Genomic DNA, 21607 nt, shown 5'->3' on the forward strand with positions numbered 1-21607 from the left:
AAACAGGTTCGAATCGGTCGCCAACTGCGCTGTCAGCGAACTTCCTGCCCCGTTTAATCCCTTTTGCGAGATTACTGGGAGGCTCGGGTCACAGCGCTCGGAAGAAGATGCCTACGATGGTTCGGCAGACTGTCTAGGGGAGCGCTGACCCGTGTCGATATTGGAAAAGATCCTCCGTGCCGGTGAAGGCCGCATGGTACGCCGGCTCAAGGCGATCGCGGACGCGGTCAACTCGATCGAGGATGACTACGTCGACCTCACCGACGACGAGTTGCGCGAGTGCACCGAGGCGTTCAAGGAGCGCTATCAGGAAGGCGAGGCACTCGACTCGTTGCTTCCCGAGGCGTTCGCGGTGGCCCGGGAGGGCGCCAAGCGGGTGCTCGGGCAGCGGGCTTACGACGTCCAGCTGATGGGTGGCGCCGCGCTGCACTTCGGCAACATCCCGGAGATGAAGACCGGTGAGGGCAAGACCCTGACCGGCGTGTTCCCGGCCTACCTCAACGCGTTGAGCGGCGACGGCGTGCACATCATCACGGTGAACGACTACCTGGCCCAGCGGGACGCCGAGTGGGTCGGGCGGGTGCACGTGTTCCTCGGCCTGACCGTCGGCGTGATCCTGCCGAACCGGCCGGCCGCCGACCACCGCGCCGCCTACCAGTGCGACATCACCTACGGGACGAACAACGAGTTCGGCTTCGACTACCTGCGCGACAACATGGCGTGGTCGAGGGACGAACTGGTCCAGCGCGGCCACAACTTCGCGATCGTCGACGAGGTGGACTCGATCCTCATCGACGAGGCGCGGACCCCGCTGATCATCTCCGGCCCGGCCGAGCACTCCCAGCGGTGGTACGGCGAGTTCGCCGCCATCGTGAAGCGGCTCGAGAAGGGCAAGGACGGCGCCGGCGACTACGAGGTCGACGAGGCCAAGCGGACCGTCGCGGTCACCGAGCGCGGCGTCTCCCGGGTCGAGGACCGGATCGGCATCGACAACCTGTACGAGTCGGTGAACACCCCGCTGGTCGGCTACCTGAACAACGCCATCAAGGCCAAGGAGCTGTACCGCAAGGACAAGGACTACATCGTCAGCGCCGAGGGCGAGGTGCTGATCGTCGACGAGTTCACCGGTCGCATCCTGCACGGCCGCCGCTACAACGAGGGCATGCACCAGGCCATCGAGGCGAAGGAGGGGGTGGAGGTCAAGCAGGAGAACCAGACCCTGGCGACCGTCACCCTGCAGAACTACTTCCGCCTGTACAACAAGCTCGGCGGCATGACCGGTACCGCGCAGACCGAGGCCGGCGAGTTCAACAGCGTCTACAAGGTCGGCGTCGTGAGCATCCCGACGCACCGCCCGATGGTCCGCATCGACCACCCGGACGTGATCTACAAGACCGAGAAGGCCAAGTTCGACGCGGTCATCGAGGACATCGCCGAGCGGCACGCGACCGGCCAGCCGGTCCTGGTCGGCACGGTCTCGGTGGAGAACTCGGAGATCCTCTCCACCCTGCTGCGCCGCCGCGGCATCCCGCACAGCGTGCTGAACGCGAAGTTCCACGCGCAGGAAGCCACGATCATCGCGCAGGCCGGCCGCAAGGGCGGCGTCACGGTCGCCACCAACATGGCCGGCCGTGGCACCGACATCCTGCTCGGCGGCAACGCGGACTTCCTCGCCGCGCAGGAGCTCGCCCAGCGCGGGCTCGACCCGGCGGAGAACCCGGAGGAGTACGCGAAGGCCCTCGAAGAGGTCCTCCCGCAGGTCAAGGAGGCCTGCGAGGTGGAGCAGGCCGAGGTGCAGGCGGCCGGCGGGCTCTACGTCCTGGGCACCGAGCGGCACGACTCCCGCCGCATCGACAACCAGCTCCGCGGCCGGTCCGGCCGGCAGGGCGACCCGGGCGAGTCCCGGTTCTACCTGTCGCTGCAGGACGACCTGATGAAGCGGTTCCGGGCCGGCGCGGTCGAGGCCGTCATGGAGCGGTTCAACATCCCCGAGGATGTGCCGATCGAGTCCAAGATGGTGACCCGGCAGATCCGCAGCGCGCAGACCCAGATCGAGGCGCAGAACGCCGAGATCCGGAAGAACGTGCTGAAGTACGACGAGGTGATGAACAAGCAGCGCCAGGTCGTCTACGCCGAGCGCAAGCGGGTGCTCGACGGCGAGGACATGCACGACCAGGTCACCCACATGATCGACGACGTGATCGCGGACGTCGTCACGGTGGCCACCTCCGACGGCTACGCGGAGGACTGGGACCTCGAGCAGCTCTGGACGAACCTGCGCCGGCTCTTCCCGGTCACCCTCACCATCGAGGACCTGATCGAGGAGTCCGGCGGCGAGCGCAACGCGATCGACCAGGAGTTCCTGATCGAGCAGCTCAAGCAGGACGCCCAGGGGGCGTACTCGGCCCGCGAGGAGGAGCTCGGCTCCGAGGCGGTCCGGGAGCTGGAGCGGCAGGTGCTGCTCGCGGTGATCGACCGCAAGTGGCGCGAGCACCTCTACGAGATGGACTACCTGCAGGAAGGCATCAGCCTGCGGGCGTACGCGCAGCGCGACCCGGTGGTCGAGTACATGCGCGAGGGCTTCGACATGTTCAACGCGATGATGGAGGGGATCAAGGAGGAGGCCGTCGGCTTCGTCTTCAACCTCGAAGTCCAGGTCGAGGAGCAGCCCACCATCACGGTCGACCCGTCGCAGGCGTTCGCGCTGCCCAAGGTCGGCGACGTGCCGGACGACGACGTGCCGGTCGAGCACGTCGAGGTGCGCGCCAAGGGTCTCGGGGGCGGCAACCGCCCGCAGAACCTGCAGTACACCGCGCCGGCGATCGACGGCGAGGCCGGCGGCGGCAGCCCGGTGATCCAGAACCAGCAGCCGGAGGTGCCGTCGGCGTTCGGCCCGGGCGGCTCGCCGATCCCGGCGAACCCGGCCCACACCACGGCCGGCCGGCACGCGGCGAAGGAGTCCGAGTCGAACGGGCCGTCCCGCAACGCGCCGTGCTACTGCGGCTCCGGCAAGAAGTACAAGCGCTGCCACGGAGCCCCGAGCGGCCCCGCCTGACCCGCAGCATTGACGATCGGCCCGTGCCCGGCTCTCCGCCGGTGCGCGGGCCGTTCTCGTTGGCGCGGTCCGCGCGGCCTTGTCTGTGGAACCCGGAACGCCCGCCGCCCGTGTAGCTCACCGGGCGCCCCGGGTGCCTCCCCTGCTACCTGCGCCACCCATCTCCACACCTCACCGACTTCCCACGCCCGCGGCCCCGACCAGGCCCGGGATCAGGCCCGCGCCCGCGATCAGGCCCGCGCCCGCGATCAGGCCCGCGCCCGCGATCAGGCCCGCGCCCGCGATCACGCCCGCGCCCGCGATCACGCCGAGGGCCCCTGGGCCGCGCCCTGGGCCGCGCCCGCGGGACGGGCTGGCCTCGACGCCGGGCCGTGAGGCGGGCTCGGTCGGCCTTCCGCGCCGTGCCGCGCCGTGCCGCGCCGCGCCGTGAGGCAGGGCTGTGCCGGGCTGTAGGGCGGCACAGCCCGCCTCTCCCCGCAGAGCTGTGGGTCGGAGGCTCGGCTTTCCCTGCCGGGCTGTGGGCGGCCCGGCAGGAGTGGCCGGCGGCTAGATGAGGCGGAGGGTGGTGGCGGACCAGGCCTCCTGGTGGAGTTCGAGGCGTAGTGCCATGGCCCAGGTGCGTTCTCCGGTGACCAGTGCCACGGCGACCTCCACAGCGCCCGCCCGAGGCTCGCAGAGATGGACCCGGAGCACCGCGACCGGGGACGGCCGCTGCAGACGCCGGTCACCGGGCCGGCGCGGACGGCGCATGTCGGCGACCCGCCGAGCCCCGGCGAGCCCCTGCGCCACCACATCGGCGGCCTCGGCGGGAAGCGACAGTTGCCGCAGGTGCGTCGCCGGGCGGTGCCCGTTGAGGACCTCCACGCACATCCGCACGAACCGTTTGACCGCCAGCTTCGCGTCCCCGGAAGCACCCGCCACCACCGGCGGCTCCACCGCCACACCGCCGGATCCGGCCCCGGCGCTGCCGTGAGCTGTACCGCAGCCCACCCCGGGGCAGTCCGCGCCGCCGTCGCAGGCCGCGTTCGCCCGGGACAGATGAGTGCCGAGCCGCGGCCCGACCCGTCCCGGCACGCCCCGCCCGCCGGCATCGAGCCCCGGGCCGGCCGCATTGGCGCCGCCCCCGGACCCATGGCTCGCGTTGCTGTCGAGCCCGGCGGACCCGCGCTGCCCACTCGCGCCGGGTTCGTGGATCTCGCCGCTCGTGCCGGACCCCCGGCTCCTGCCACGGACGCTCAGCCCCTCGGCCCGATCGCCGCCGGACCCATCCCCGCCGGCAGGACCGCCGCCGGCAGGACCGCCGCCGGCAGGACCGCCGCCGGCAGGACCGCCGCCGGCAGGACCGCCGCCGGCAGGACCGCCGGCGGGCCTGCGCCCCGCCGCCCGGCCTCGACCGGATGGCTGGTCCGGCGCGGGCGGCTGGGACCAGTCCAGCGCCAACTGCTGAGCCGACGACCACAGCTGAGGCGTCAGCTCGTCGTCGAACGGGGGTTCATACCGCGGGACCGGGCGCAGGCGTATCGCCGCGCGGGACCCGGCGGGTGCAATGTCGGTCGCGGACCGCATCTTCACCGCCAATCCTTGCGTTTGCCTCCGTTTGCTTGCGACAGGCCCAGTCTGCCCACGTCCACAAGCGACCGTCAACGCCGCGAGGCGATTCTGAAACGACGCACAAAAGCCACATGAGCCGCTTAAAGCGCACGTACTTGGGAGGCACAAACTCGAGGAGGCGGCAGGATCCGCCGAAACCTAGGACCCGCTCACTCCGGATCCCGCTCGCTCATCGGGTTCTCCCGGACCCAGGCCGCGGTCTCCGCATACTTCCCCTGGATGTACTCCTCCAGCCGGGCCCGCTCCACCCGCCACTGCCCCCGCCCCCCGATCTTGATCGCGGGCAGTTCACCGCTGCGCACCATGTGATAGACCTGCGAGTCCGAGACGTTCAGCTCGGCCGCCACGTCGGACAGCAACAGGAACCGGGACTCCACGGTGGCCTCCACCCTCGTTGACTACGGCAGCTTGAGTTTGCCACCGTTTGCCGCTGTCATCATCCCGGGTGTCCACGATCCGGAGACGCCTGGTGGAATGGGCCTCTCCCGGACCGCGGCGGCGGTGTACTGACCGGGATGGCGACACAGGAGGAGAACGTGCCGATCACCGAGCTGGTCCGGGTCTACGTGCCGGCCACCATGCCGATGCTGGCGGCCCTGCGGGCGGAGGGCCGGCTCGGCACCGGGGCGACCGAGGCGCACGCGGTGACGCCCGCGCTGCGGGAGTGGTATGCCGAGGGCGACGAGGAGGAGCTGGAGTACGTGGCCTTCACCCGGGCCGCGCAGGCCGCTCTGCAGCTGCTCCGGCACGACGGCGACGCGCCCCGCCGCCGGGTGGTGGTTTCCGCGGACGTGCCGGCCGCCGCGCTGCTCCGGGAGGAGATCGAGCTGGGTTCCAGCACGGTCCGGCTGCCCGGCGCGGTGCAGATGACCGAGGTGGCGAGCATCCACGTGGACGGGACCGACGCGGTCGAGGCGGTCGCGGCGGCCGCCGAGGTGATCGACGAGGCCCTCGCCGGCGACCCGGACGCGCAGTTCACCGTCGACAGCGCCGAGGATCACGAGCTGGAGTGGTACGCCGTCACCGAGCTCGGCGAGCTGCTCTGAAACCCGTACTTCAAAAGATCAAATTCTTCATTGCCTCGGCTGCGGCCAATAACTGATCGTCGCTCCCGCGGGGACCCTTCCGGTCCTCGCAGGGCGCTGGCGCGCCCAGAACGCGAGGCCCTGCAGGGCGACGTCCGAGGGTGGTTGCGGAAACCCTCAGCCCCGCTCGGCGGGCGCTGACCGCTCCTCGTGGACGGCCTCGTCGGCGGTCTCCGCGTCGGCCTTGAGCTCGACCGGAGCGTCCGCTTTGTCGGACCGATCGGCCGGGCCGGACCACCCCGCCGCCGGAGTGTCCGCAATGTCGGACTGATCCGCGGCGTCCGCCCGGCCGGCCGCCGCGGCGTCGGTGATCTCGTCCTCGTCCTCGTCCGCCGCCGGGGACAGCGTCCGTCCGACCGCGACCATCGCGGTGAACGCGCCGACGAAGAGCACGATCAGCGCGCTGTTCAACCGGTTGGTACTGAGGATCTCCTGCACCGACTTCTCCAGCTCACTGACCTTGCCGGCCAGGTCGAGCACCTGCGCCCCGGCGGTCCGGGTCAGCACTTCGGAGATCACCGACAGCAGGCCCGCACCGGCGCCCGCGATCAGGTAGAACGGCCAGTGCAGGTCGGCGCCGGCCCGGCGCCCGGCGCGGCGCAGGACGACGAACACGATCAGGCCGGCGGCGAGACCGCTGAGCGCGGACTGCCCGTACGCGAAATTCTGGTTGGCATTCGCCGCGGCCTCGGTGGAGTCGTTGCCGAGCAGGTTCAGCACCGGGTTCTGCACGTACTGGTCGTTCAGGACCAGGCCGACGGCGAAGACGCCGAGCGTCGCCCAGCCGGCGGCGGCGATCACCGGCGGGACGCGCAGGCCGGCGAACGCCCCGCCGATGGTGGCGGCCGCGGCGACCGTTCCGCCGACCGCGGCGTACATCGTGCCCTCGGTGTTGATCGTGAAGAGCACCAGCGCGCAGAGCACACCGACCAGGAGCCCGCTGCCGGTGCCGATGGTGAACCGGACGGTGGCGCCGAGCGGCCGGCGGCCGCTCAGCAGGGTGAGCACCAGCAGGGCGACGGCGGCACCGGCCACGATGGCCGCGGAGACGGCGCCGGGCAGCGCGTAGGCCGTCGAGGTGACCTCCATCGCCGCGTCCGCCCAGCTGGTGATCTTGGCGCGGGCCGACAGCAGCATCCCGGCCGCCCAGGCGATCGCGGCGACTGCCAGCAGGATCGCGGTGAGGCGGGAGACCTCGCGGGTCTCCGGGGCGGACTGGGGCTCGGGGTCGGTCATGGGGTCAGGGTAATAGGCGAACCTGCGGACCCCTTACCGGCCGTCAGCGGGCCGGAAACCGCCCGTGGGAGCGGGCCCAGGGAGGGAGAACCGCCACATGTACTGATTGTCCGAATGTGCGCGGCGACTTGTCCAGCTATGGGGTTTTCCTGCCTCGGCCTGCCTGTCTGACCGAATAGGTGCTCCATTTTAGCTGGTCAACTCGGCGATGGGGCGCGAAACGCCCGGTCTGACCGCTCGTTGTCGGACTGTCTGTGCGGGACAGTCGTTTGTGGAGGCGCAAACTGGACGGATCGTGCGAAATCCTGGACGCCGGACCGACAAAGTGGCAGCTTAGAAGGCATGCCCGACTTCCAAATCAATCCCACGGCTGCCGCCTTGCTCGGCCTGCTTCACGAGGGGCCGATGACCGGCGGACAGCTCATGGCGGCTGCCGAACGCCGCCTCGGGCCCTACTGGTCGATGACGCGGAGCCAGGTGTACCGCGAGTTGCCCGTACTGGCCGAGATGGGGTATGTACGCCTCGGCAAGCCGGGTCCACGTTCCAGTCAGCCCTACGCGATCACCGCCTCCGGGAAGCGTGCCTTCGGGCGTTGGCTGACCGAGTCGCCCGGCCGGGACGCGCTGCGCAATCCGGTCGCGCTGCGAGTCGCCTTCGGTCAGCAGCACAGCACCGAGCAGCTGCAGACCCTCTACACCACTGCCAACCAGTACCACTCCGAGGCTCTGGCGATGGCCAAGGAACAGGCCAAGGAGGCGAAGAAGAACGACGACTCGTACGGCGCGGCCGCGCTGGAGTTCGCCGTCGCCTATCACAAGGCGGCGCTCAGCTGGTTGAAGACCGTTCCGTCCGATTGAGTTTTCCCGACGCCCCGGCCAGTGATCTGGCCGGGCGGCGTAGTCTTGAGTGTCGTGACCGCTGCCGACTTTCCCGAACAACTCAAAGCGCTCGACTCCACCCTGCGCAACATCGAGAACGTCCTGGACGTCGACAAGCTGCGCCGGGACAAGGCGGATCTCGAGGAGCAGGCGTCCGCGCCCGACCTCTGGGACGACCAGGCCCGTGCGCAGGAGGTCAACAGTCGTCTGTCGTACGTCGCCGGTGAGATCTCCAAGCTGGAGCGCCTGCGCTCCCGCCTGGACGACGCCGGCCTGCTCCTGGAGATGGCCGAGGCCGAGAGTGACGCCGACTCGGTCGAGGAGGTCGGCGCCGAGATCGCCACGCTGACCAAGTCGATCGAGGAGATGGAGGTCCGCACCCTGCTCTCCGGGGAGTACGACTCCCGCGAGGCGCTGGTGGCGATCCGGGCCGGGGCCGGTGGCGTGGACGCCGCCGACTTCGCCGAGATGCTGCTGCGGATGTACCTGCGGTGGGCCGAGCGGCACGGCTACCCGACCGAGGTCTACGACACGTCGTACGCGGAGGAGGCCGGCCTCAAGTCGGCCACCTTCACGGTCAAGGTGCCGTACGCCTACGGCACCCTGAGCGTCGAGTCGGGCACCCACCGGCTGGTCCGGATCAGCCCGTTCGACAACCAGGGCCGCCGGCAGACCAGCTTCGCCGGTGTCGAGGTGATGCCGGTCGTGGAGCAGACCGACCACATCGAGATCCCGGAGAACGAGCTCAAGACCGACGTCTACCGCTCGTCCGGCCCGGGTGGGCAGAGCGTCAACACGACCGACTCGGCGGTGCGGCTGACGCACATTCCGACCGGCATCGTGGTCACGTGTCAGAACGAGAAGTCCCAGCTGCAGAACAAGGCGTCCGCTTTGCGTGTTCTCCAGGCCCGCCTGCTGGAGCGCATCCGCCAGGAGGAGCGGGCCAAGATGGCCGATCTGAAGCAGGACACCACCGGATCGTGGGGCGACCAGATGCGTTCGTACGTCCTGCACCCGTACCAAATGGTGAAGGACCTTCGTACGGAGTTCGAGGTCGGCAACCCGATGTCGGTTTTCGACGGCGATGTGGACGGCTTCATCGAGGCGGGCATCCGCTGGCGCAAGCAGAACGAGATGGCCGCCTAGGCGGTTTGGTGACGTTGAGCGACCCCATCTGAACGCTCGGTCAGGTGAGGGTCGCTCATTTTTGTTGTTGCCGCAGGTCGCGAAGATTCCCGACCCCGGCGGACTTGGCGAATTCGTTACACCGCGTAGACTCCACTCCCGTGATTCAGCTCGAGAACGTGACGAAGACGTATCCGAAGGCGTCTCGGCCGTCGTTGGACAATGTCAACGTCGGGATCGAGAAGGGTGAGTTCGTCTTCTTCATCGGCCCCTCCGGTTCCGGTAAGTCGACGATCATCAAGTTGCTGTTGAAGGAGGTCCAGGCGACGCGCGGCAAGGTGGTCGTGAACGCCAAGGACGTCACTTCACTGCGCTCCTGGAAGGTCCCGCAGTTCCGCCGTTCGATCGGCTGCGTGTTCCAGGACTTCCGGCTCCTGCCCAACCGCACCGCGTACGAGAACGTCGCGTTCGCCCTCGAGGTGATCGGCAAGACCAAGGCCGTCGCCCGGCGGGTCGTTCCCGAGGTTCTCGAGCTGGTCGGCCTCGGCGGCAAGGAGCACCGGTATCCCCACGAGCTCTCCGGTGGTGAGCAGCAGCGTGTCGCGGTGGCCCGGGCCTTCGTGAACCGGCCGCTGATCCTGCTCGCCGACGAGCCGACCGGTAACCTCGACCCGGACACGTCGATCGAGATCATGCGTCTTCTGGACCGGATCAACCGGACCGGTACGACCGTCGTGATGGTCACGCACGACTCCAACATCGTCAACCAGATGCGCCGGCGGGTCATCGAGATCGAAAGCGGACGGATCGTCCGTGACCAGGCCCGCGGTGTCTACGGCTGAGACCGGCTCCGCCCACATGTTCAACGCCGATTCAGCAACACGCGGAGTCCTGGAAGGATCCCCCCGATGCGCGTGAAGTACGTTCTCAACGAGGTCCTGGTGGGCCTGTGGCGGAACGTCACGATGACGGTCGCCATGATCATCACCATTACGGTCTCGTTGGCCATGCTCGGCGCCAGCGTGCTGATGTATCTGCAGGTCGACCGGATGAAGACGTTCTACTACGGCGAGATCGAGGTTTCGATCTTCCTGGCGGACAACGTCGAGGACGCTCAGATCCAGGCACTGGATCAGAAGCTGAAGGCGAGCCCGCTGGTCAAGTCCTCCAACCACGAGACCAAGGAGCAGGCTCTCGAGCGCTTCAAGGTTCTCTACGCCGACTCGCCCGACTTCGTGGCCGCCGTGAACGCGGACAGCCTGCCGGAGTCGTTCCGCGTGAAGCTGAAGAACCCGGAGGACTACGACAAGTTCGCCAAGGAGATCGAGGGCGAACCGGGCATCCAGCGGGTGATCGACCAGCGGGAACTGCTGCAGAAGGTGTTCAACATCTTCAACTCGGTCCAGCTGATGTCACTGGTCTTCGCGATCGTGATGGCCGTCGCCGCGTTGCTGCTGGTGGGTAACACCATCCAGGTCGCCGCGTACAGCAAGCGCCGAGAAGTGGCGGTGATGAAGCTGGTCGGCGCGTCGAACTGGTTCGTCCAGGCACCCTTCGTCCTCGAGGCGGTGGTCGCCGGCGTGGCCGGCGCGGTCCTCGGGTTCGTCGGGCTGTTCATCGGCAAGGTGGTCCTGCTGGACAACAAGCTGCAGGCGCTGACCGCGATCCTGACGCCGGTGCCGAACGGCAACGTCTGGCTGATGTTGCCGCTGCTGGCCGGGGTCGGTGCGGTGCTGAGCGCCGGGACCGCCTGGATCACCCTGCGGTTCTACCTCAAGGTCTAGTCCCTTATCCGGACCTTTGTGCCGAAGGCCGCGACCCGACCGGGTCGCGGCCTTCGTGGCCTTCGGGCGGTTTGCAGCAATGCGGGCGATTAGTCGGAGTACGGTGACTCCCCGTGAGGTACCGCCGACCGAACCCGCTGCTGACCGTCGTCCTCTGCCTGCTCAGCGCCGTCGGACTCACCCTCGCGGTGCCGGCGCCGGCGCTCGCCGACCGGGACGACGCCGCGAAGGCCGCCCGCGCGGTACGCCAGGCCGAGGCGCTCCTGGAGAACGCCGGAGTGACCGCCCGAGCCGCCGCCCGCCGGCTGGCCGTGGCCTCCGCCGCCCTGCCGGTCGCCCAGCACCGGGTGGCCGCCTCACGGGGCGCCGTCGTCGCCACCCGGGTGCAGGCGGCCACCGCCCGGACCCGGGCCGACGCCGCCCGCCTCGGATACCAGACGATCGCCGCGGACTGGGCGGCCGCGCGGGAGCGGGTCGCCGGCGCCCGCGACCGGGTCGCCCAGATCGCCCGGAACAGCTACATGGGCAGCCCGATCACCCGGTTCAACCTGCTCGCCTCGGCCAGCGGCCCGGTCGACCTGATGGACCGGATGAGCCTGGTGGACGAGATGGTCCGCTCGGAGAACGCCCAGGTGGGCGAGCTGGTCGGGGCCCGGCGGGCGGCCCGCGCCGCACAGGACCGGGCCGGCGCGGCGAAACGGGCCGCCGAGGTGACCGAGGCGGACGCCGGCACCCGGCTGCGGGCCGCGCAGACCGCCCAGGTCGAGGCGGTCCGCGCCCGGCGGGACGTCTACCAGCTGGTGCTGGCCCGGCGGGCGGCGCTGGCCGCGGCGAACGCGCAGCGGGCCACCGTGCTGGAGCAGTACCGCGCGGCGGTCGTGGCGGAACGGAAGACCCGCACCAGCCTGCGTGGCTGGGAGACCCGCTCCGGGTACACCGGGCGGTACCACGGGCAGCTGCTGATGCCGGTGCACGGGTGGAAGAGCAGCGATTACGGGAACCGCTACGACCCGTACTATCGCGTCTGGCAATTGCACGCCGGGACCGACTTCGCGGCCGGGTCCGGAACCCCCATCCGGGTCGCGGCCTCTGGCCGGGTGATCCAGGCCGGCTGGCGAGGTGGGTACGGCAACTACACGTGTGTCAGCCACGGGCGGATCATGGGGACGAGTTTCTCCACCTGTTACGGCCATCAGTCCCGGATCTACGTCCACGTCGGGGAGTACGTCCGGCAGGGCGAGATCATCGGTCTGGTCGGAAGCACCGGCGCGTCGACCGGGTCGCATCTGCATTTCGAGACCCGTTTCGGCGGTGCGCCCCGAAATCCGCTGAATTATCTCCCGCCGTGCCTCTGCTGAGTCGCTCCGGCGGGTCGAGCTAAGATTGATCAGCACGATCGCCCGATCCGTCCTCGCCCGATCCGTCCTCAATAGCAAGGAGTCGCGGTATGCCACGCGAACAGGGGCGCAAGCTCGTCGCCTCCAACCGCAAGGCGTATCACGACTACGCGATCAGCGACACGTACGAGGCCGGCATGGTTCTCACCGGCACCGAGGTGAAGTCCCTGCGGTCCGGGCGTGCGTCGCTGGTCGACGCGTTCGGCCACGAGAGCGACGGCGAGATCTTCCTGCACGGCATGCACGTCCCGGAGTACACGCAGGGCACCTGGACCAACCACGAGCCCCGGCGGGTCCGCAAACTGCTGCTCAAGCGCGACGAGATCCACCGGATCATCGGCAAGCTCCGCGACGACGGCGTCACCCTGGTCCCGCTCTCGGTCTACTTCCAGAACGGGTACGCGAAGGTCGAGATCGGCGTCGCCAAGGGCAAGAAGAGCTACGACAAGCGGCAGGACATGGCCGAGCGGGACGCGAAGAAAGAGATCACCCGGGCCATGGGTCGCCGCGCCAAAGGCATGGGCTGACGGGGTATTCTGCCCAGCCAGACTTGTTGATCACTCCGCTCGGCGTGACCCGCCTTCCTCGAGGAGATCGGCCGTTGTCCTCCCAGTCCAAGCACAGAGACCGCCAGTTCTTCCTGGCCCGGGGCGTTTTCGGCCTGGCTGCCGCGATCCTGGTCGGCCTCGTCGTCTTCATCGCGGTACGGGCCGGCGGCTCCGCCTCGGCCGCCGACGACGCGGTGATGGTGCAGCCCTCGGCCGACCTGCGAGCCGTCGAGTCGACCGTCGTCCCGGCGACCGGCACCACGCCGCCGGCGTCCCCGTCCGCCCCGGTCGCGAGCTCCGCCTCGCCGTCCGCGTCGGTGTCGGCCAGCCCGTCGAAGAGCTCGTCGTCGCCGAAGCCGTCGAAGTCGTCGTCGAGCCCCAAGCCGTCGGTGACGAAGACGACCAAGGCGCCGGTCGTGGTCAAGCTGACCGTCGGTTGCTCCACCAACAAGTGGAACGGCGGTTTCGTGTCCAGCGTGACGGTGCAGAACACCGGCTCGCAGCCGCAGAACTACGACGTGACCGTGACCTACTCGGAGAACGTCCGGCTGGTCTCCGGCCCGTGGAGCAACGCCCACGCGGCAGGCGGCAGCGGCACCCGGCTGACCTTCCGGGGCAACTCGGCGGTGGCACCGGGTGGCTCCACCACTTTCATGTTCCAGGGCGGCCCGAGCGACTCACACAGCCAGGCCCGCGTCGATCAGAAGGGCTGCACGGTGGGGCTCGCCGCGGGATGAGCTAACATGGGCGAGCTGTACCAATATCCAGGGGGTGACTGGTTTCGACTTCGTACGTGGAGACAGGGGAAGCGAGCCGAGGAAGCCAACGTCGTCTCGAGAATCGGTCGTTGGAAACTTATAAGCGCCAACTCTAAGTTTGACGCTGACCAGTACGCTCTCGCCGCCTGAGGCAAGTAGCGTGGTCTGTCGGTCTGGGAGCGCCTCCGTCCCAGCTGCCGGCATCAGCTAGGAGGCTGGCCAACCGGTCCCGGTCGCGGGGACCGCACGGCGAGATTAATCTGCGACTGGGCCCATCGTCCGGACTTGCTCACGTGAGCCGGAGGGCCGAGTAGGGATTTAGTGAGCTGCGCTCGGAGAAGCCCTGACGAAGCAGCGAAGGACCCGGGTTCGATTCCCGGCACCTCCACCCAGTGGGGGTCACTCGAAGCCGCGAGAGCGGTGAGAGTTCACCTGGAACGGCGGCACGGCCCGAAATGGGTCGGGCCGCCGTTGTCGTTTCCTGCTTGGTCGGACGGTGGGGATCGCGGGGGTGTGGTTATTTGTCCTGGTAGTGGCGGTAGCAGGAGGCAATCTCCAGATCGGTGCCGCGGACGCGGTAGATCAGGCGGTGTTCGTCGTTGATGCGGCGGGACGACCAGCCGGCCAACGGGCCTCGCAGCATCTCGGGCTTGCCGATCCCGGTTCCCTGCGGGTCCCGTTGTACGTCGATGATCAGCTTGCTGATGCGCCGGGCCATCTTCATGTCCCGGCGCAGCCAGCCGTCGTAGTCCTGCCATGCGTTGGGCGTGAAGACGATGCGCAGGCTCACGCGGCGTCCTTGCCCCGCTCGGGCGTGGTGGCGGCGCCGGGGTCCAGCAGCGGGTGTTCCTCGAGCAGCCCGGCGTCGGCCTGCGCGATGCTTTCCAGCAGGCGGCGAGCGTTGGTGGCGGACCCGAGCGCGTGCAGCGTCTCGGTCATCGCGTTCCATTCGTCGAGCGAGACCATGACGACCGCCTTGCCGCCTCCGCGGGGGATGACGCACTCCTCGGCGTCCTCGATCACCGCGTCGACCACGGCCGCGAAGTTCTTCCGCACATCGCTGATCGTCAAAACCTTCATGGTGGTGGCCCCCACTTTCACGTTGCGTACCTCCGAATGTACGTCTGAGCGTACGGCTGCAGCAATCGAAGCGGCCGTACGTCGGTGGTGTCGGGCCAGCAGCTTGGCCCGGTCGGTCGGGCGGGTGTGGATGGGCTGTGGACAACCCGCTGGTGTGGACAGCCCGGATCGATGGGCGTCACGCAATCAGGCGGCGTGGGGTGCATGATTAGGTTGAGGTTACTGAGAGTGATGTGATGAGTTGTAGGGTGACGAGGGTCATGGGGGAGCGTAAGCTACCGGCGAGTAACAAGCTCATGCCTTGAACGCGTTCATGGTCGGCATCCGTGAAGACACCCACATTCACGTTTCCGCCGTAGGTCCGGCAACGTCGCTAGAACTACATGGGAGTCGATTGATGATCATTGGTGTTCTTGGGGAGTCCAGTGCTGGTGAGCGGCGTGTCGCCGCGACGCCGGCGACTGTGGGGCAGTTGCTCAAGCTGGGGTATGAGGTGGTCGTCGAGCCGGGGGCGGGGCGCCAGGCGTCCTTCTCCGACGAGGCGTACGCGGAGGCCGGCGCGACGATCGGCGATCCGTACCGGGCCGATGTGGTCTTCACGATCAACGCGCCGGAGCCGGCCCGGCTCGATCGGCTGAAGCCGGGAGCGACGCTGGTCGGGGTCTTCAGCCCGCGGCTGAACCAGGAGCTCGTCGACGAGTTCGCGCGGCGGCCGATCACCGTGCTGTCGATGGACGCGGTGCCGCGGATCTCGCGGGCGCAGTCACTGGACGTGCTGTCGTCGATGGCCAACATCGCCGGGTACCGCGCGGTGATCGAGGCGGCGCACGCGTTCGGACGGTTCTTCACCGGGCAGGTGACCGCGGCCGGCAAGGTGCCGCCGGCGAAGGTGCTGGTGGCCGGCGTCGGCGTGGCCGGGCTCGCGGCGATCGGCGCGGCCGGCAGCCTGGGTGCGATCGTCCGCGCCACCGACCCCCGGCCGGAGGTCGCCGACCAGGTCAAGTCGCTGGGCGGGGAGTACCTCGCGGTGCGGGCGGCGGACGTCGAGGTCTCCTCGACCGGGTACGCCAAGGAGATGTCCGACGACTACAACGAGCGGGCGGCGCGGCTCTACGCCGAGCAGTGCGCGGACGTGGACATCATCATCACCACCGCGCTGATCCCCGGGCGGCCCGCGCCGCGCCTCCTCACCGAGCGCATGGTGGCGAGCATGAAGCCGGGCAGCGTGATCGTCGACATGGCCGCCGCGAACGGCGGGAACGTCGAGGGCGCGGTCGCCGGCGAGGCGGTCACCACGGCGAACGGCGTGACCATCATCGGGTACACCGATCTGGCCGGGCGGCTTCCCGCGCAGGCGTCCCAGCTCTACGGCACCAACCTGGTGAACCTGATGAAGCTGATGACGCCGGAACGCGACGGACAGCTGGTGCTCGACTTCGAGGACGTGGTGCAGCGCTCGATCACGGTCGTACGCGAAGGGGATTTGACCTGGCCCCCGCCGCCGGTGGCGGTCTCGGCGGCGCCGCCGGCGGTGGAGCAGCCGCCCGTCAAAGCGCTGGAGAAGCCGAAAAATCGGACGCTCCCCGTGGCCGGTGTGGGCGCGGCGCTGTTGTTCCTGCTCACGGCACTGGCGCCGGCCGCGCTCCGCGGGCATCTCACGGTGTTCGCGCTGGCGATCGTGATCGGGTACTACGTGATCGGGCACGTGCACCACGCCCTGCACACACCGCTGATGTCGGTGACCAATGCGATCTCCGGGATCATCGTGGTCGGCGCGCTCCTGCAGCTCGGGCACGGCGGCGCCGTCGTCACCGCGCTGGCGTTCGTCGCCATCCTGCTGGCCAGCATCAACGTCTTCGGTGGCTTCGCGGTGACCCGCCGCATGCTCGCCATGTTCACCAGGAGCTGACCCCGATGACCATCGAAACGGCCGCTCAATCCGCGTATCTCGTCGCCGCGCTGCTCTTCATCCTGGCGCTCGCCGGACTCTCCCGGCACGAGAGCGCCAAGCTCGGCAATGCCTTCGGCATCGCCGGCATGGCCCTGGCTCTTCTGGCCACCATCGCGCTGGCCATCGACGACCATTTGCACGGTACGGCGTTGGCCCTGCTCCTGGTCGCCGTCGCGGTCGGCGCCACGATCGGCCTGTACCGGGCCGGCAAGGTCGAGATGACCGGCATGCCGGAGCTGATCGCCCTGCTGCACAGCTTCGTCGGCCTGGCCGCGGTGCTCGTCGGGTGGAACGGTTACCTGCACGTCGAGGGCGATCCGGACGGGGCCGAGGCGACCGTGCTGGCCGCCCAGGACCTGCTCGGGATCCACAGCGCCGAGGTGTTCATCGGGGTGTTCATCGGCGCGGTGACGTTCACCGGGTCCATCGTGGCGTTCCTCAAGCTGTCCGGGCGGATCAACTCCCGGCCGTTGACGCTGCCCGGCAAGAACCTGCTCAACGTCGGGGCGCTGGTCGCGTTCGTCCTGCTCACAGTCTGGTTCGTGATCGACCCGCACCTGTGGCTGCTGATCCTGGTGACGGCGATCGCGCTGGCGCTCGGGTGGCATCTGGTGGCGTCGATCGGTGGCGGGGACATGCCGGTCGTGGTGTCGATGCTGAACAGCTACTCCGGCTGGGCGGCGGCGGCCTCCGGCTTCCTGCTCTCCAACGACCTGCTGATCGTGACCGGGGCGCTGGTCGGGTCGTCGGGCGCGTACCTGTCGTACATCATGTGCAAGGCGATGAACCGGTCCTTCCTGTCGGTGATCGCCGGCGGGTTCGGGATCGAGTCCGGGCCGTCCGACGACACCGACTACGGCGAGCACCGTGAGATCCAGGCCGACGCGGTCGCCAAGCTGCTCGCCACGGCCGAATCGGTGATCATCACGCCGGGGTACGGGATGGCGGTCGCCCAGGCGCAGTACGGCGTCGCCGAGCTGACCCGCAAGCTGCGCGAGAAGGGCGTGGACGTCAAGTTCGGCATCCACCCGGTCGCGGGCCGGCTGCCCGGACACATGAACGTGCTGCTCGCCGAGGCGAAGGTGCCCTACGACGTGGTCCTCGAGATGGACGAGATCAACGACGATTTTGCCCGTACGTCGGTGGTCCTGGTGATCGGCGCGAACGACACGGTGAACCCGGCCGCCACCGACGACCCGTCGAGCCCGATCGCGGGCATGCCGGTCCTGAAGGTGTGGGAGGCCGCCGAGGTGATCATCTTCAAGCGCTCGATGGCGTCCGGGTACGCGGGCGTGCAGAACCCGCTGTTCTTCCGCGCGAACAGCGCCATGCTGTTCGGCGACGCCAAGGACCGGGTGAACGACATCCTCAAGGCGTTCTGAGTACGGCGTGACGTCGCTGGGCCCCGGTCGATACGGCCGGGGCCCGTTCCGTCGTACCCAAATCGATTGTGGTTTTCGGGGTTGTTCTTTTGCGGCTTGCTCACTGGCGGCGGACGAAGAGGGGGTAGGCCTCCGGGCGGCCGTGCCGGTCCTGGGTGACGCTCCAGTGCTGCAGGACCCAGCCGGCCCGGGTGATCGCGCGGAGCATGACGGTCCAGTCGGCGATGTTGCCGGAGAGCTGGTGGCCGCTGGCCGGGGATTTCAGGCGCGGCGTGAAGTACCAGTCGCCCGCGTCGAACGCCTCCTGCGCCTCGGTGCCGAGCGTGTTGGCCTTGGCGTTCTTGATCCACCCCATGCCTGGTCAGGCTAGTCCAGGCGGGCGACCGTCGATCGTCGAATCGGCCGACAACGGGGCAGTTCCATGTATCGATGAAAGGTTAAGATTCTTTCACGTTCGACCCATGGGGGATATTGATGAGCCGTATCAGTCTGGCTCGCCTCGGAGCTGCCGCCGCCGTCGGGATGCTGGTCGCGGGGGTCTTCGCCGCGCCCGCCCTGGCCGCCACCGGCACGGTCCTGGGCGTCTTCACCACGAGCTCCGGCACGCCGATTGCCGGCGCCAGCGTCACCGCCTACTCGGGCGAGGGCGACTGGCTCAAGGACACCACGACCAACTCCGCGGGCAGCTACCGTCTCACCGGCGTGACCGCCGGTGGCGGCGTGCAGCTCCAGTTCAACAACAACGGCCTCGAGCACTGGGCTCCCGGCGTGATCGACCAGGCGAATGCCACGACGTACGCGCTGGCGGCGGGCGGCACCCTCACGGTCGACGAGAAGCAGCCGGTGACCGGCACCATCGCCGGGCACTTCACCGACGCGGGTGGGGCGCCGGTGCCGTACGCGAACGTCACCGTCAGCGGCCTCGCCTCGTGGGCCTGGCTCTACGGCTCCGCCGACGACCAGGGCGCCTACTCGGTCGAGGCGCTGCCGGGCACCTACCGGGTCTCGTTCAAGTGGGACAGCGTCGAGCAGTGGGCGGTCCAGGCCGCCGACGAGGACGCCGCGACCACGATCACCGTCACCGGCGGGCAGACCACCACGGTCGACGACCACAAGCTGCCGACCGGCACGGTCGGTGGCCACCTGGCCGCGGCCGACGGGTCGCCGCTGCCCGAGGCGCGGATCACCCTGCACCGCGGCGACCAGCAGGTCGGCTACGCGGTCACCGACGAAGAGGGCAACTACTCGCTCGGCGAGGCGCTGGCCGGCGACGGCTACACGGTGTCCTACGCGGTCGGCGACGGTCCCGACATCTACGTGCCCGGCACGGCCGACCCGGCCAAGGCCCACAAGTTCAGTGTCGTGACGGGTCAGCTGACCACGATCGACGACACCCGGCCCACCCCGGCCACCGTGCACGGCAAGCTGCTCGGCGGCGACGGCAGCCCCAAGGTGGGCTACCCGGTCACGGTCGCGCTGGCCAGCAACGACAACTGGGTTCAGCTCGACGCCACCACCGGCGCCGACGGCACCTGGACGGTGCACGACGTCACCCCGGGCGACTACCGGGTCTCCTTCACCGGCCCCGACGGCGGCCGCAGCCAGTGGGCGTTCGGGAAGAGCACCGAGGACACCGCCACGCTGATCCCGGTCACCAGCGGCGGCGACATCACCGTCGACGACACCTGGCTGCCCGGCGCCACCCTGGTGGTCAACGCGGTCGACGCCGGCACCGGCGCCGCGGTCAGCGACTACTGCGTGTCGGTCCTCTCGCCCGGCGACGGCTCCGGCTGTGCCACCAGCGGCAGCCAGGTCACCATCACCGACCTGCCGGGCGGCACCTACCAGATGTCGGCCAGCCCGGGCGAGGGCAGCTACTACCTCGCCACCGACCTGCAGCCGGTGACGCTGACCCCCGGCGAGACCAGCACGGCGACGATCCGGCTGACGCTCGGCGGCAAGGTGTCGTTCGCGGTCACCGACCACGTGAGCGGCGCGCCCGTCAACCGGGTGTGCCCGGCGTTCGAGGTGCTCGGGCACGGCGGCCTGCCGGACGGCTACGGCGACTGCACCGACGCCACCGGCAAGGCGACCACGGTCAGCATGGCCGGCGGCACCTACGAGATGTACGCGGTCGCGCCCACCGGCTACGGCGACCAGTGGGTCGGCAAGACCGGCGGCACCGGCGACCAGAAGGCGGCGGCCCGCATCAAGGTCACACCCGGCAAGACCGTGAAGGCGCCGGCCGTGCTGCTCGACAAGCCGGGCACCATCACCGGCACGGTCACCGACGCGACCGGCAAGCCGCTGGGCGGGACGAACGTGTCGTGGAGCGCCTGGGGTGACGCCGGGCCGGCCTGGGGCACCGACGCCGACGCGCAGGGCCACTACACGATCAGTGACCTCGGGCCGTACGCGTGGCCGCTGCTCTTCGGCGCCACCGGATACCCGCGGCAGTGGTCCGGGCACGGGGGCAACCGCTTCCTGGCCGAGACGGTGACCGTGGTGCCGTCCGGAACCACCACGTACGACTTCACCCCGGTGGCCGGATCGACGATCAAGGGCACGGTGACCGCGCCGGCCGGGGCGAACTGGCGGATCCACGCGTTCAACGCCGCTACCGGTGACCAGATGGGGGTGTTCGACTCGTACAACGTGGGGGCGGGCGGCGCCTACGAGATGCCGGTGATCGGCGGTCAGCAGGTGAAGGTCGACTGGAGCTGGTACATCGGCGAGTCCGACCATCACGGCTGGTACGACAACGCCGGGGACATCGACACCGCGACCAAGGTCGGGATCCCGGCCAACGGCGGCACGAAGAACCTGAACCTGACGATCAACTAGGCACGCGCGGGGGCGAACCGGATCGGTTCGCCCCCGTGGCCCGGGCCGGGTCACGGGCGGGTTGTGGACAACAAAAAACGCCCGGACTCAGTCCGGGCGTTTTGCAAGGGTGGAGCTGAGGGGACTCGAACCCCTGACCCCCACACTGCCAGTGTGGTGCGCTACCAGCTGCGCCACAGCCCCTTGCCTGTCCCCAGGGCGTTTCACCCGGGCACGCTGGAAATACTACACACCCGCCGAGGGTCCCCCGCAGCACCCCCTCAGTTCAGCGAGACGTCCGGGGGGAAGTGGGCGACAGCAGCGAGGATGTCGCCCTGCCGGCGGAGGACCATGGCCCACAGGTCGTCCGGCCGTTCGACGAACGGGTCGCCGGGGAGGGCGTCGAAGACGAACCAGGAGCCGGCCGCGATCTCCTCCTCCAGCTGGCCGGCCGACCAGCCGGAGTAGCCGGCGAAGACGCGGATGCCGGCGACGTTCTCCCGGAGGCGCTCCGGGTCGGCGGACAGGTCGAGGGTGCCGAGGGAGCCGGCGACCGGATGAAAACCGGTCACCCGCTTCTTCACCTCGGGGCGGGTGCGGGCCAGGCAGATCGCCGACTCGGGCTGCACCGGGCCGCCCTCGAAGAGCACCGCGGGGTCGCCGGCCAGATCACCCCAGTTGCCGAGCACCTCGGCGACCGGGACCTCGGTGGCCCGGTTGAGGACCACCCCCAGGGCGCCGCCCGGCTCATGGGCGACGAGCAGCACGACCGTACGGTCGAAGTTGGGATCTTTGAGGGTCGGGGTGGCAACCAGCAACTGACCGGTCATCGACTCCACCGACCGGCCTCCGATCCGCTGCCCCTCACCGAACACGGGATGCCTGCCGCCCGT

At 69.3% G+C, this 21607-nt stretch carries 19 protein-coding genes, 1 tRNA gene, 1 other RNA gene and 2 pseudogenes; 14 read left to right on the top strand and 9 right to left on the bottom strand.

All coding sequences use genetic code 11. The features are described from left to right. Window positions 1-151: 151 nt before the first annotated feature. Together secA and L3i22_RS54555 are read left to right on the top strand one after the other, a co-directional pair. Window positions 152-2846: pseudogene (secA, locus tag L3i22_RS04660) on the top strand (preprotein translocase subunit SecA); the annotation flags it as partial. A 116-nt stretch (window positions 2847-2962) separates the two neighbouring features. Then, window positions 2963-3055, top strand: a pseudogene (locus L3i22_RS54555) (SEC-C metal-binding domain-containing protein); the annotation flags it as partial. A gap of 171 nt (window positions 3056-3226) precedes the next feature. Here the strand turns inward: L3i22_RS54555 and L3i22_RS53290 are convergent. The 3 genes from L3i22_RS53290 to L3i22_RS04670 all read right to left on the bottom strand — a co-directional run bounded on the left by L3i22_RS53290 (window position 3227) and on the right by L3i22_RS04670 (window position 5043). Continuing rightward, window positions 3227-3361, bottom strand: a complete 135-nt coding sequence (locus L3i22_RS53290; RefSeq protein WP_255657946.1) for a hypothetical protein — start codon at window positions 3359-3361, stop codon at window positions 3227-3229. A 240-nt stretch (window positions 3362-3601) separates the two neighbouring features. Then, the gene (locus L3i22_RS54560) at window positions 3602-3991 is read right to left on the bottom strand and encodes an Rv3235 family protein (RefSeq protein WP_370644370.1); all 390 of its coding nucleotides are present in this window, start codon (window positions 3989-3991) and stop codon (window positions 3602-3604) included. An 824-nt stretch (window positions 3992-4815) separates the two neighbouring features. Further along, window positions 4816-5043 (bottom strand): helix-turn-helix domain-containing protein, encoded by a 228-nt coding sequence (locus tag L3i22_RS04670; RefSeq protein ID WP_221329782.1) that lies wholly within the window; start codon window positions 5041-5043, stop codon window positions 4816-4818. A gap of 138 nt (window positions 5044-5181) precedes the next feature. Between L3i22_RS04670 and L3i22_RS04675 the strand changes: the two genes are divergently transcribed. Then, the gene (locus tag L3i22_RS04675; protein WP_221325770.1) at window positions 5182-5712 is read left to right on the top strand and encodes a hypothetical protein; all 531 of its coding nucleotides are present in this window, start codon (window positions 5182-5184) and stop codon (window positions 5710-5712) included. Window positions 5713-5868: 156 nt separating this feature from the next. Here L3i22_RS04675 and L3i22_RS04680 read toward each other — a convergent pair whose 3' ends face one another. Beyond that, the gene (locus L3i22_RS04680; protein WP_221325771.1) at window positions 5869-6987 is read right to left on the bottom strand and encodes a hypothetical protein; all 1119 of its coding nucleotides are present in this window, start codon (window positions 6985-6987) and stop codon (window positions 5869-5871) included. 342 nt (window positions 6988-7329) lie between these two features. On the opposite strand from L3i22_RS04680, the gene L3i22_RS04685 reads away from it, so the two are divergent. The 8 genes from L3i22_RS04685 (at window position 7330) to ssrA (ending at window position 13869) form a co-directional block, all read left to right on the top strand. Beyond that, complete coding sequence (locus L3i22_RS04685; RefSeq protein WP_221325772.1) at window positions 7330-7845, top strand: PadR family transcriptional regulator; 516 nt, start codon at window positions 7330-7332, stop codon at window positions 7843-7845. Window positions 7846-7899: 54 nt separating this feature from the next. Further along, window positions 7900-9012 (top strand): peptide chain release factor 2, encoded by a 1113-nt coding sequence (gene prfB / locus L3i22_RS04690; protein ID WP_221325773.1) that lies wholly within the window; start codon window positions 7900-7902, stop codon window positions 9010-9012. Window positions 9013-9152: 140 nt separating this feature from the next. Continuing rightward, on the top strand, window positions 9153-9833 hold the full coding sequence (ftsE, locus tag L3i22_RS04695) for a cell division ATP-binding protein FtsE (protein WP_221325774.1): 681 nt from the start codon (window positions 9153-9155) through the stop codon (window positions 9831-9833). Window positions 9834-9899: 66 nt separating this feature from the next. After that, a complete protein-coding gene (ftsX, locus tag L3i22_RS04700) occupies window positions 9900-10775 on the top strand; it encodes a permease-like cell division protein FtsX (protein WP_221325775.1) in 876 nt (291 codons plus the stop codon). A 113-nt stretch (window positions 10776-10888) separates the two neighbouring features. After that, window positions 10889-12133: a M23 family metallopeptidase gene (locus L3i22_RS54270; protein WP_221325776.1), complete on the top strand. Its 1245-nt coding sequence runs from the start codon at window positions 10889-10891 to the stop codon at window positions 12131-12133. An 89-nt stretch (window positions 12134-12222) separates the two neighbouring features. Next, entirely contained in the window at window positions 12223-12699 is a 477-nt protein-coding gene (smpB, locus tag L3i22_RS04710; protein WP_221325777.1) for an SsrA-binding protein SmpB, read from the top strand. 74 nt (window positions 12700-12773) lie between these two features. Then, entirely contained in the window at window positions 12774-13457 is a 684-nt protein-coding gene (locus L3i22_RS04715; RefSeq protein ID WP_221325778.1) for a cellulose binding domain-containing protein, read from the top strand. Between the two features lie 30 nt (window positions 13458-13487). Beyond that, window positions 13488-13869: a transfer-messenger RNA gene (gene ssrA, locus L3i22_RS04720) on the top strand. Between the two features lie 126 nt (window positions 13870-13995). Here ssrA and L3i22_RS53300 read toward each other — a convergent pair. Together L3i22_RS53300 and L3i22_RS53305 are read right to left on the bottom strand one after the other, a co-directional pair. Then, window positions 13996-14268 (bottom strand): Txe/YoeB family addiction module toxin, encoded by a 273-nt coding sequence (locus L3i22_RS53300; protein WP_255657947.1) that lies wholly within the window; start codon window positions 14266-14268, stop codon window positions 13996-13998. After that, window positions 14265-14549, bottom strand: a complete 285-nt coding sequence (locus L3i22_RS53305) for a type II toxin-antitoxin system Phd/YefM family antitoxin (RefSeq protein ID WP_255657948.1) — start codon at window positions 14547-14549, stop codon at window positions 14265-14267. The genes L3i22_RS53300 and L3i22_RS53305 overlap by 4 nt, the downstream gene beginning before the upstream one ends. Window positions 14550-14955: 406 nt before the next feature. Here L3i22_RS53305 and L3i22_RS04730 point away from each other — a divergent pair, with 406 nt between their 5' ends. Together L3i22_RS04730 and pntB are read left to right on the top strand one after the other, a co-directional pair. After that, entirely contained in the window at window positions 14956-16467 is a 1512-nt protein-coding gene (locus tag L3i22_RS04730) for a Re/Si-specific NAD(P)(+) transhydrogenase subunit alpha (RefSeq protein WP_221325779.1), read from the top strand. A 5-nt stretch (window positions 16468-16472) separates the two neighbouring features. Continuing rightward, a complete protein-coding gene (gene pntB / locus L3i22_RS04735; protein ID WP_221325780.1) occupies window positions 16473-17891 on the top strand; it encodes a Re/Si-specific NAD(P)(+) transhydrogenase subunit beta in 1419 nt (472 codons plus the stop codon). A gap of 100 nt (window positions 17892-17991) precedes the next feature. Here pntB and L3i22_RS04740 read toward each other — a convergent pair whose 3' ends face one another. Then, window positions 17992-18246: a hypothetical protein gene (locus tag L3i22_RS04740; protein ID WP_221325781.1), complete on the bottom strand. Its 255-nt coding sequence runs from the start codon at window positions 18244-18246 to the stop codon at window positions 17992-17994. Between the two features lie 119 nt (window positions 18247-18365). Between L3i22_RS04740 and L3i22_RS04745 the strand changes: the two genes are divergently transcribed. Further along, window positions 18366-20735: a carboxypeptidase-like regulatory domain-containing protein gene (locus L3i22_RS04745; protein WP_221325782.1), complete on the top strand. Its 2370-nt coding sequence runs from the start codon at window positions 18366-18368 to the stop codon at window positions 20733-20735. 110 nt (window positions 20736-20845) lie between these two features. Here L3i22_RS04745 and L3i22_RS04750 read toward each other — a convergent pair. Further along, window positions 20846-20918, bottom strand: a tRNA-Ala gene (locus tag L3i22_RS04750). A gap of 77 nt (window positions 20919-20995) precedes the next feature. Next, complete coding sequence (locus L3i22_RS04755) at window positions 20996-21544, bottom strand: YqgE/AlgH family protein (RefSeq protein WP_221325783.1); 549 nt, start codon at window positions 21542-21544, stop codon at window positions 20996-20998. Between the last annotated feature and the right edge of the window lie 63 nt (window positions 21545-21607).

The organism is Actinoplanes sp. L3-i22 (genome assembly GCF_019704555.1).
Taxonomy (GTDB): domain Bacteria; phylum Actinomycetota; class Actinomycetes; order Mycobacteriales; family Micromonosporaceae; genus Actinoplanes.

Bases quoted from the DNA above. Each gene is read 5' to 3' on its own strand.
- L3i22_RS04675 (WP_221325770.1), top strand. From the start codon at position 5,182: ATGGCGACACAGGAGGAGAACGTGCCGATCACCGAGCTGGTCCGGGTC.
- L3i22_RS04680 (WP_221325771.1), bottom strand. From the start codon at position 6,987: ATGACCGACCCCGAGCCCCAGTCCGCCCCGGAGACCCGCGAGGTCTCC.
- L3i22_RS04685 (WP_221325772.1), top strand. From the start codon at position 7,330: ATGCCCGACTTCCAAATCAATCCCACGGCTGCCGCCTTGCTCGGCCTG.
- ftsX (WP_221325775.1), top strand. From the start codon at position 9,900: ATGCGCGTGAAGTACGTTCTCAACGAGGTCCTGGTGGGCCTGTGGCGG.
- smpB (WP_221325777.1), top strand. From the start codon at position 12,223: ATGCCACGCGAACAGGGGCGCAAGCTCGTCGCCTCCAACCGCAAGGCG.
- L3i22_RS04730 (WP_221325779.1), top strand. From the start codon at position 14,956: ATGATCATTGGTGTTCTTGGGGAGTCCAGTGCTGGTGAGCGGCGTGTC.
- pntB (WP_221325780.1), top strand. From the start codon at position 16,473: ATGACCATCGAAACGGCCGCTCAATCCGCGTATCTCGTCGCCGCGCTG.
- L3i22_RS04740 (WP_221325781.1), bottom strand. From the start codon at position 18,246: ATGGGGTGGATCAAGAACGCCAAGGCCAACACGCTCGGCACCGAGGCG.
- L3i22_RS04745 (WP_221325782.1), top strand. From the start codon at position 18,366: ATGAGCCGTATCAGTCTGGCTCGCCTCGGAGCTGCCGCCGCCGTCGGG.
- L3i22_RS04755 (WP_221325783.1), bottom strand. From the start codon at position 21,544: ATGACCGGTCAGTTGCTGGTTGCCACCCCGACCCTCAAAGATCCCAAC.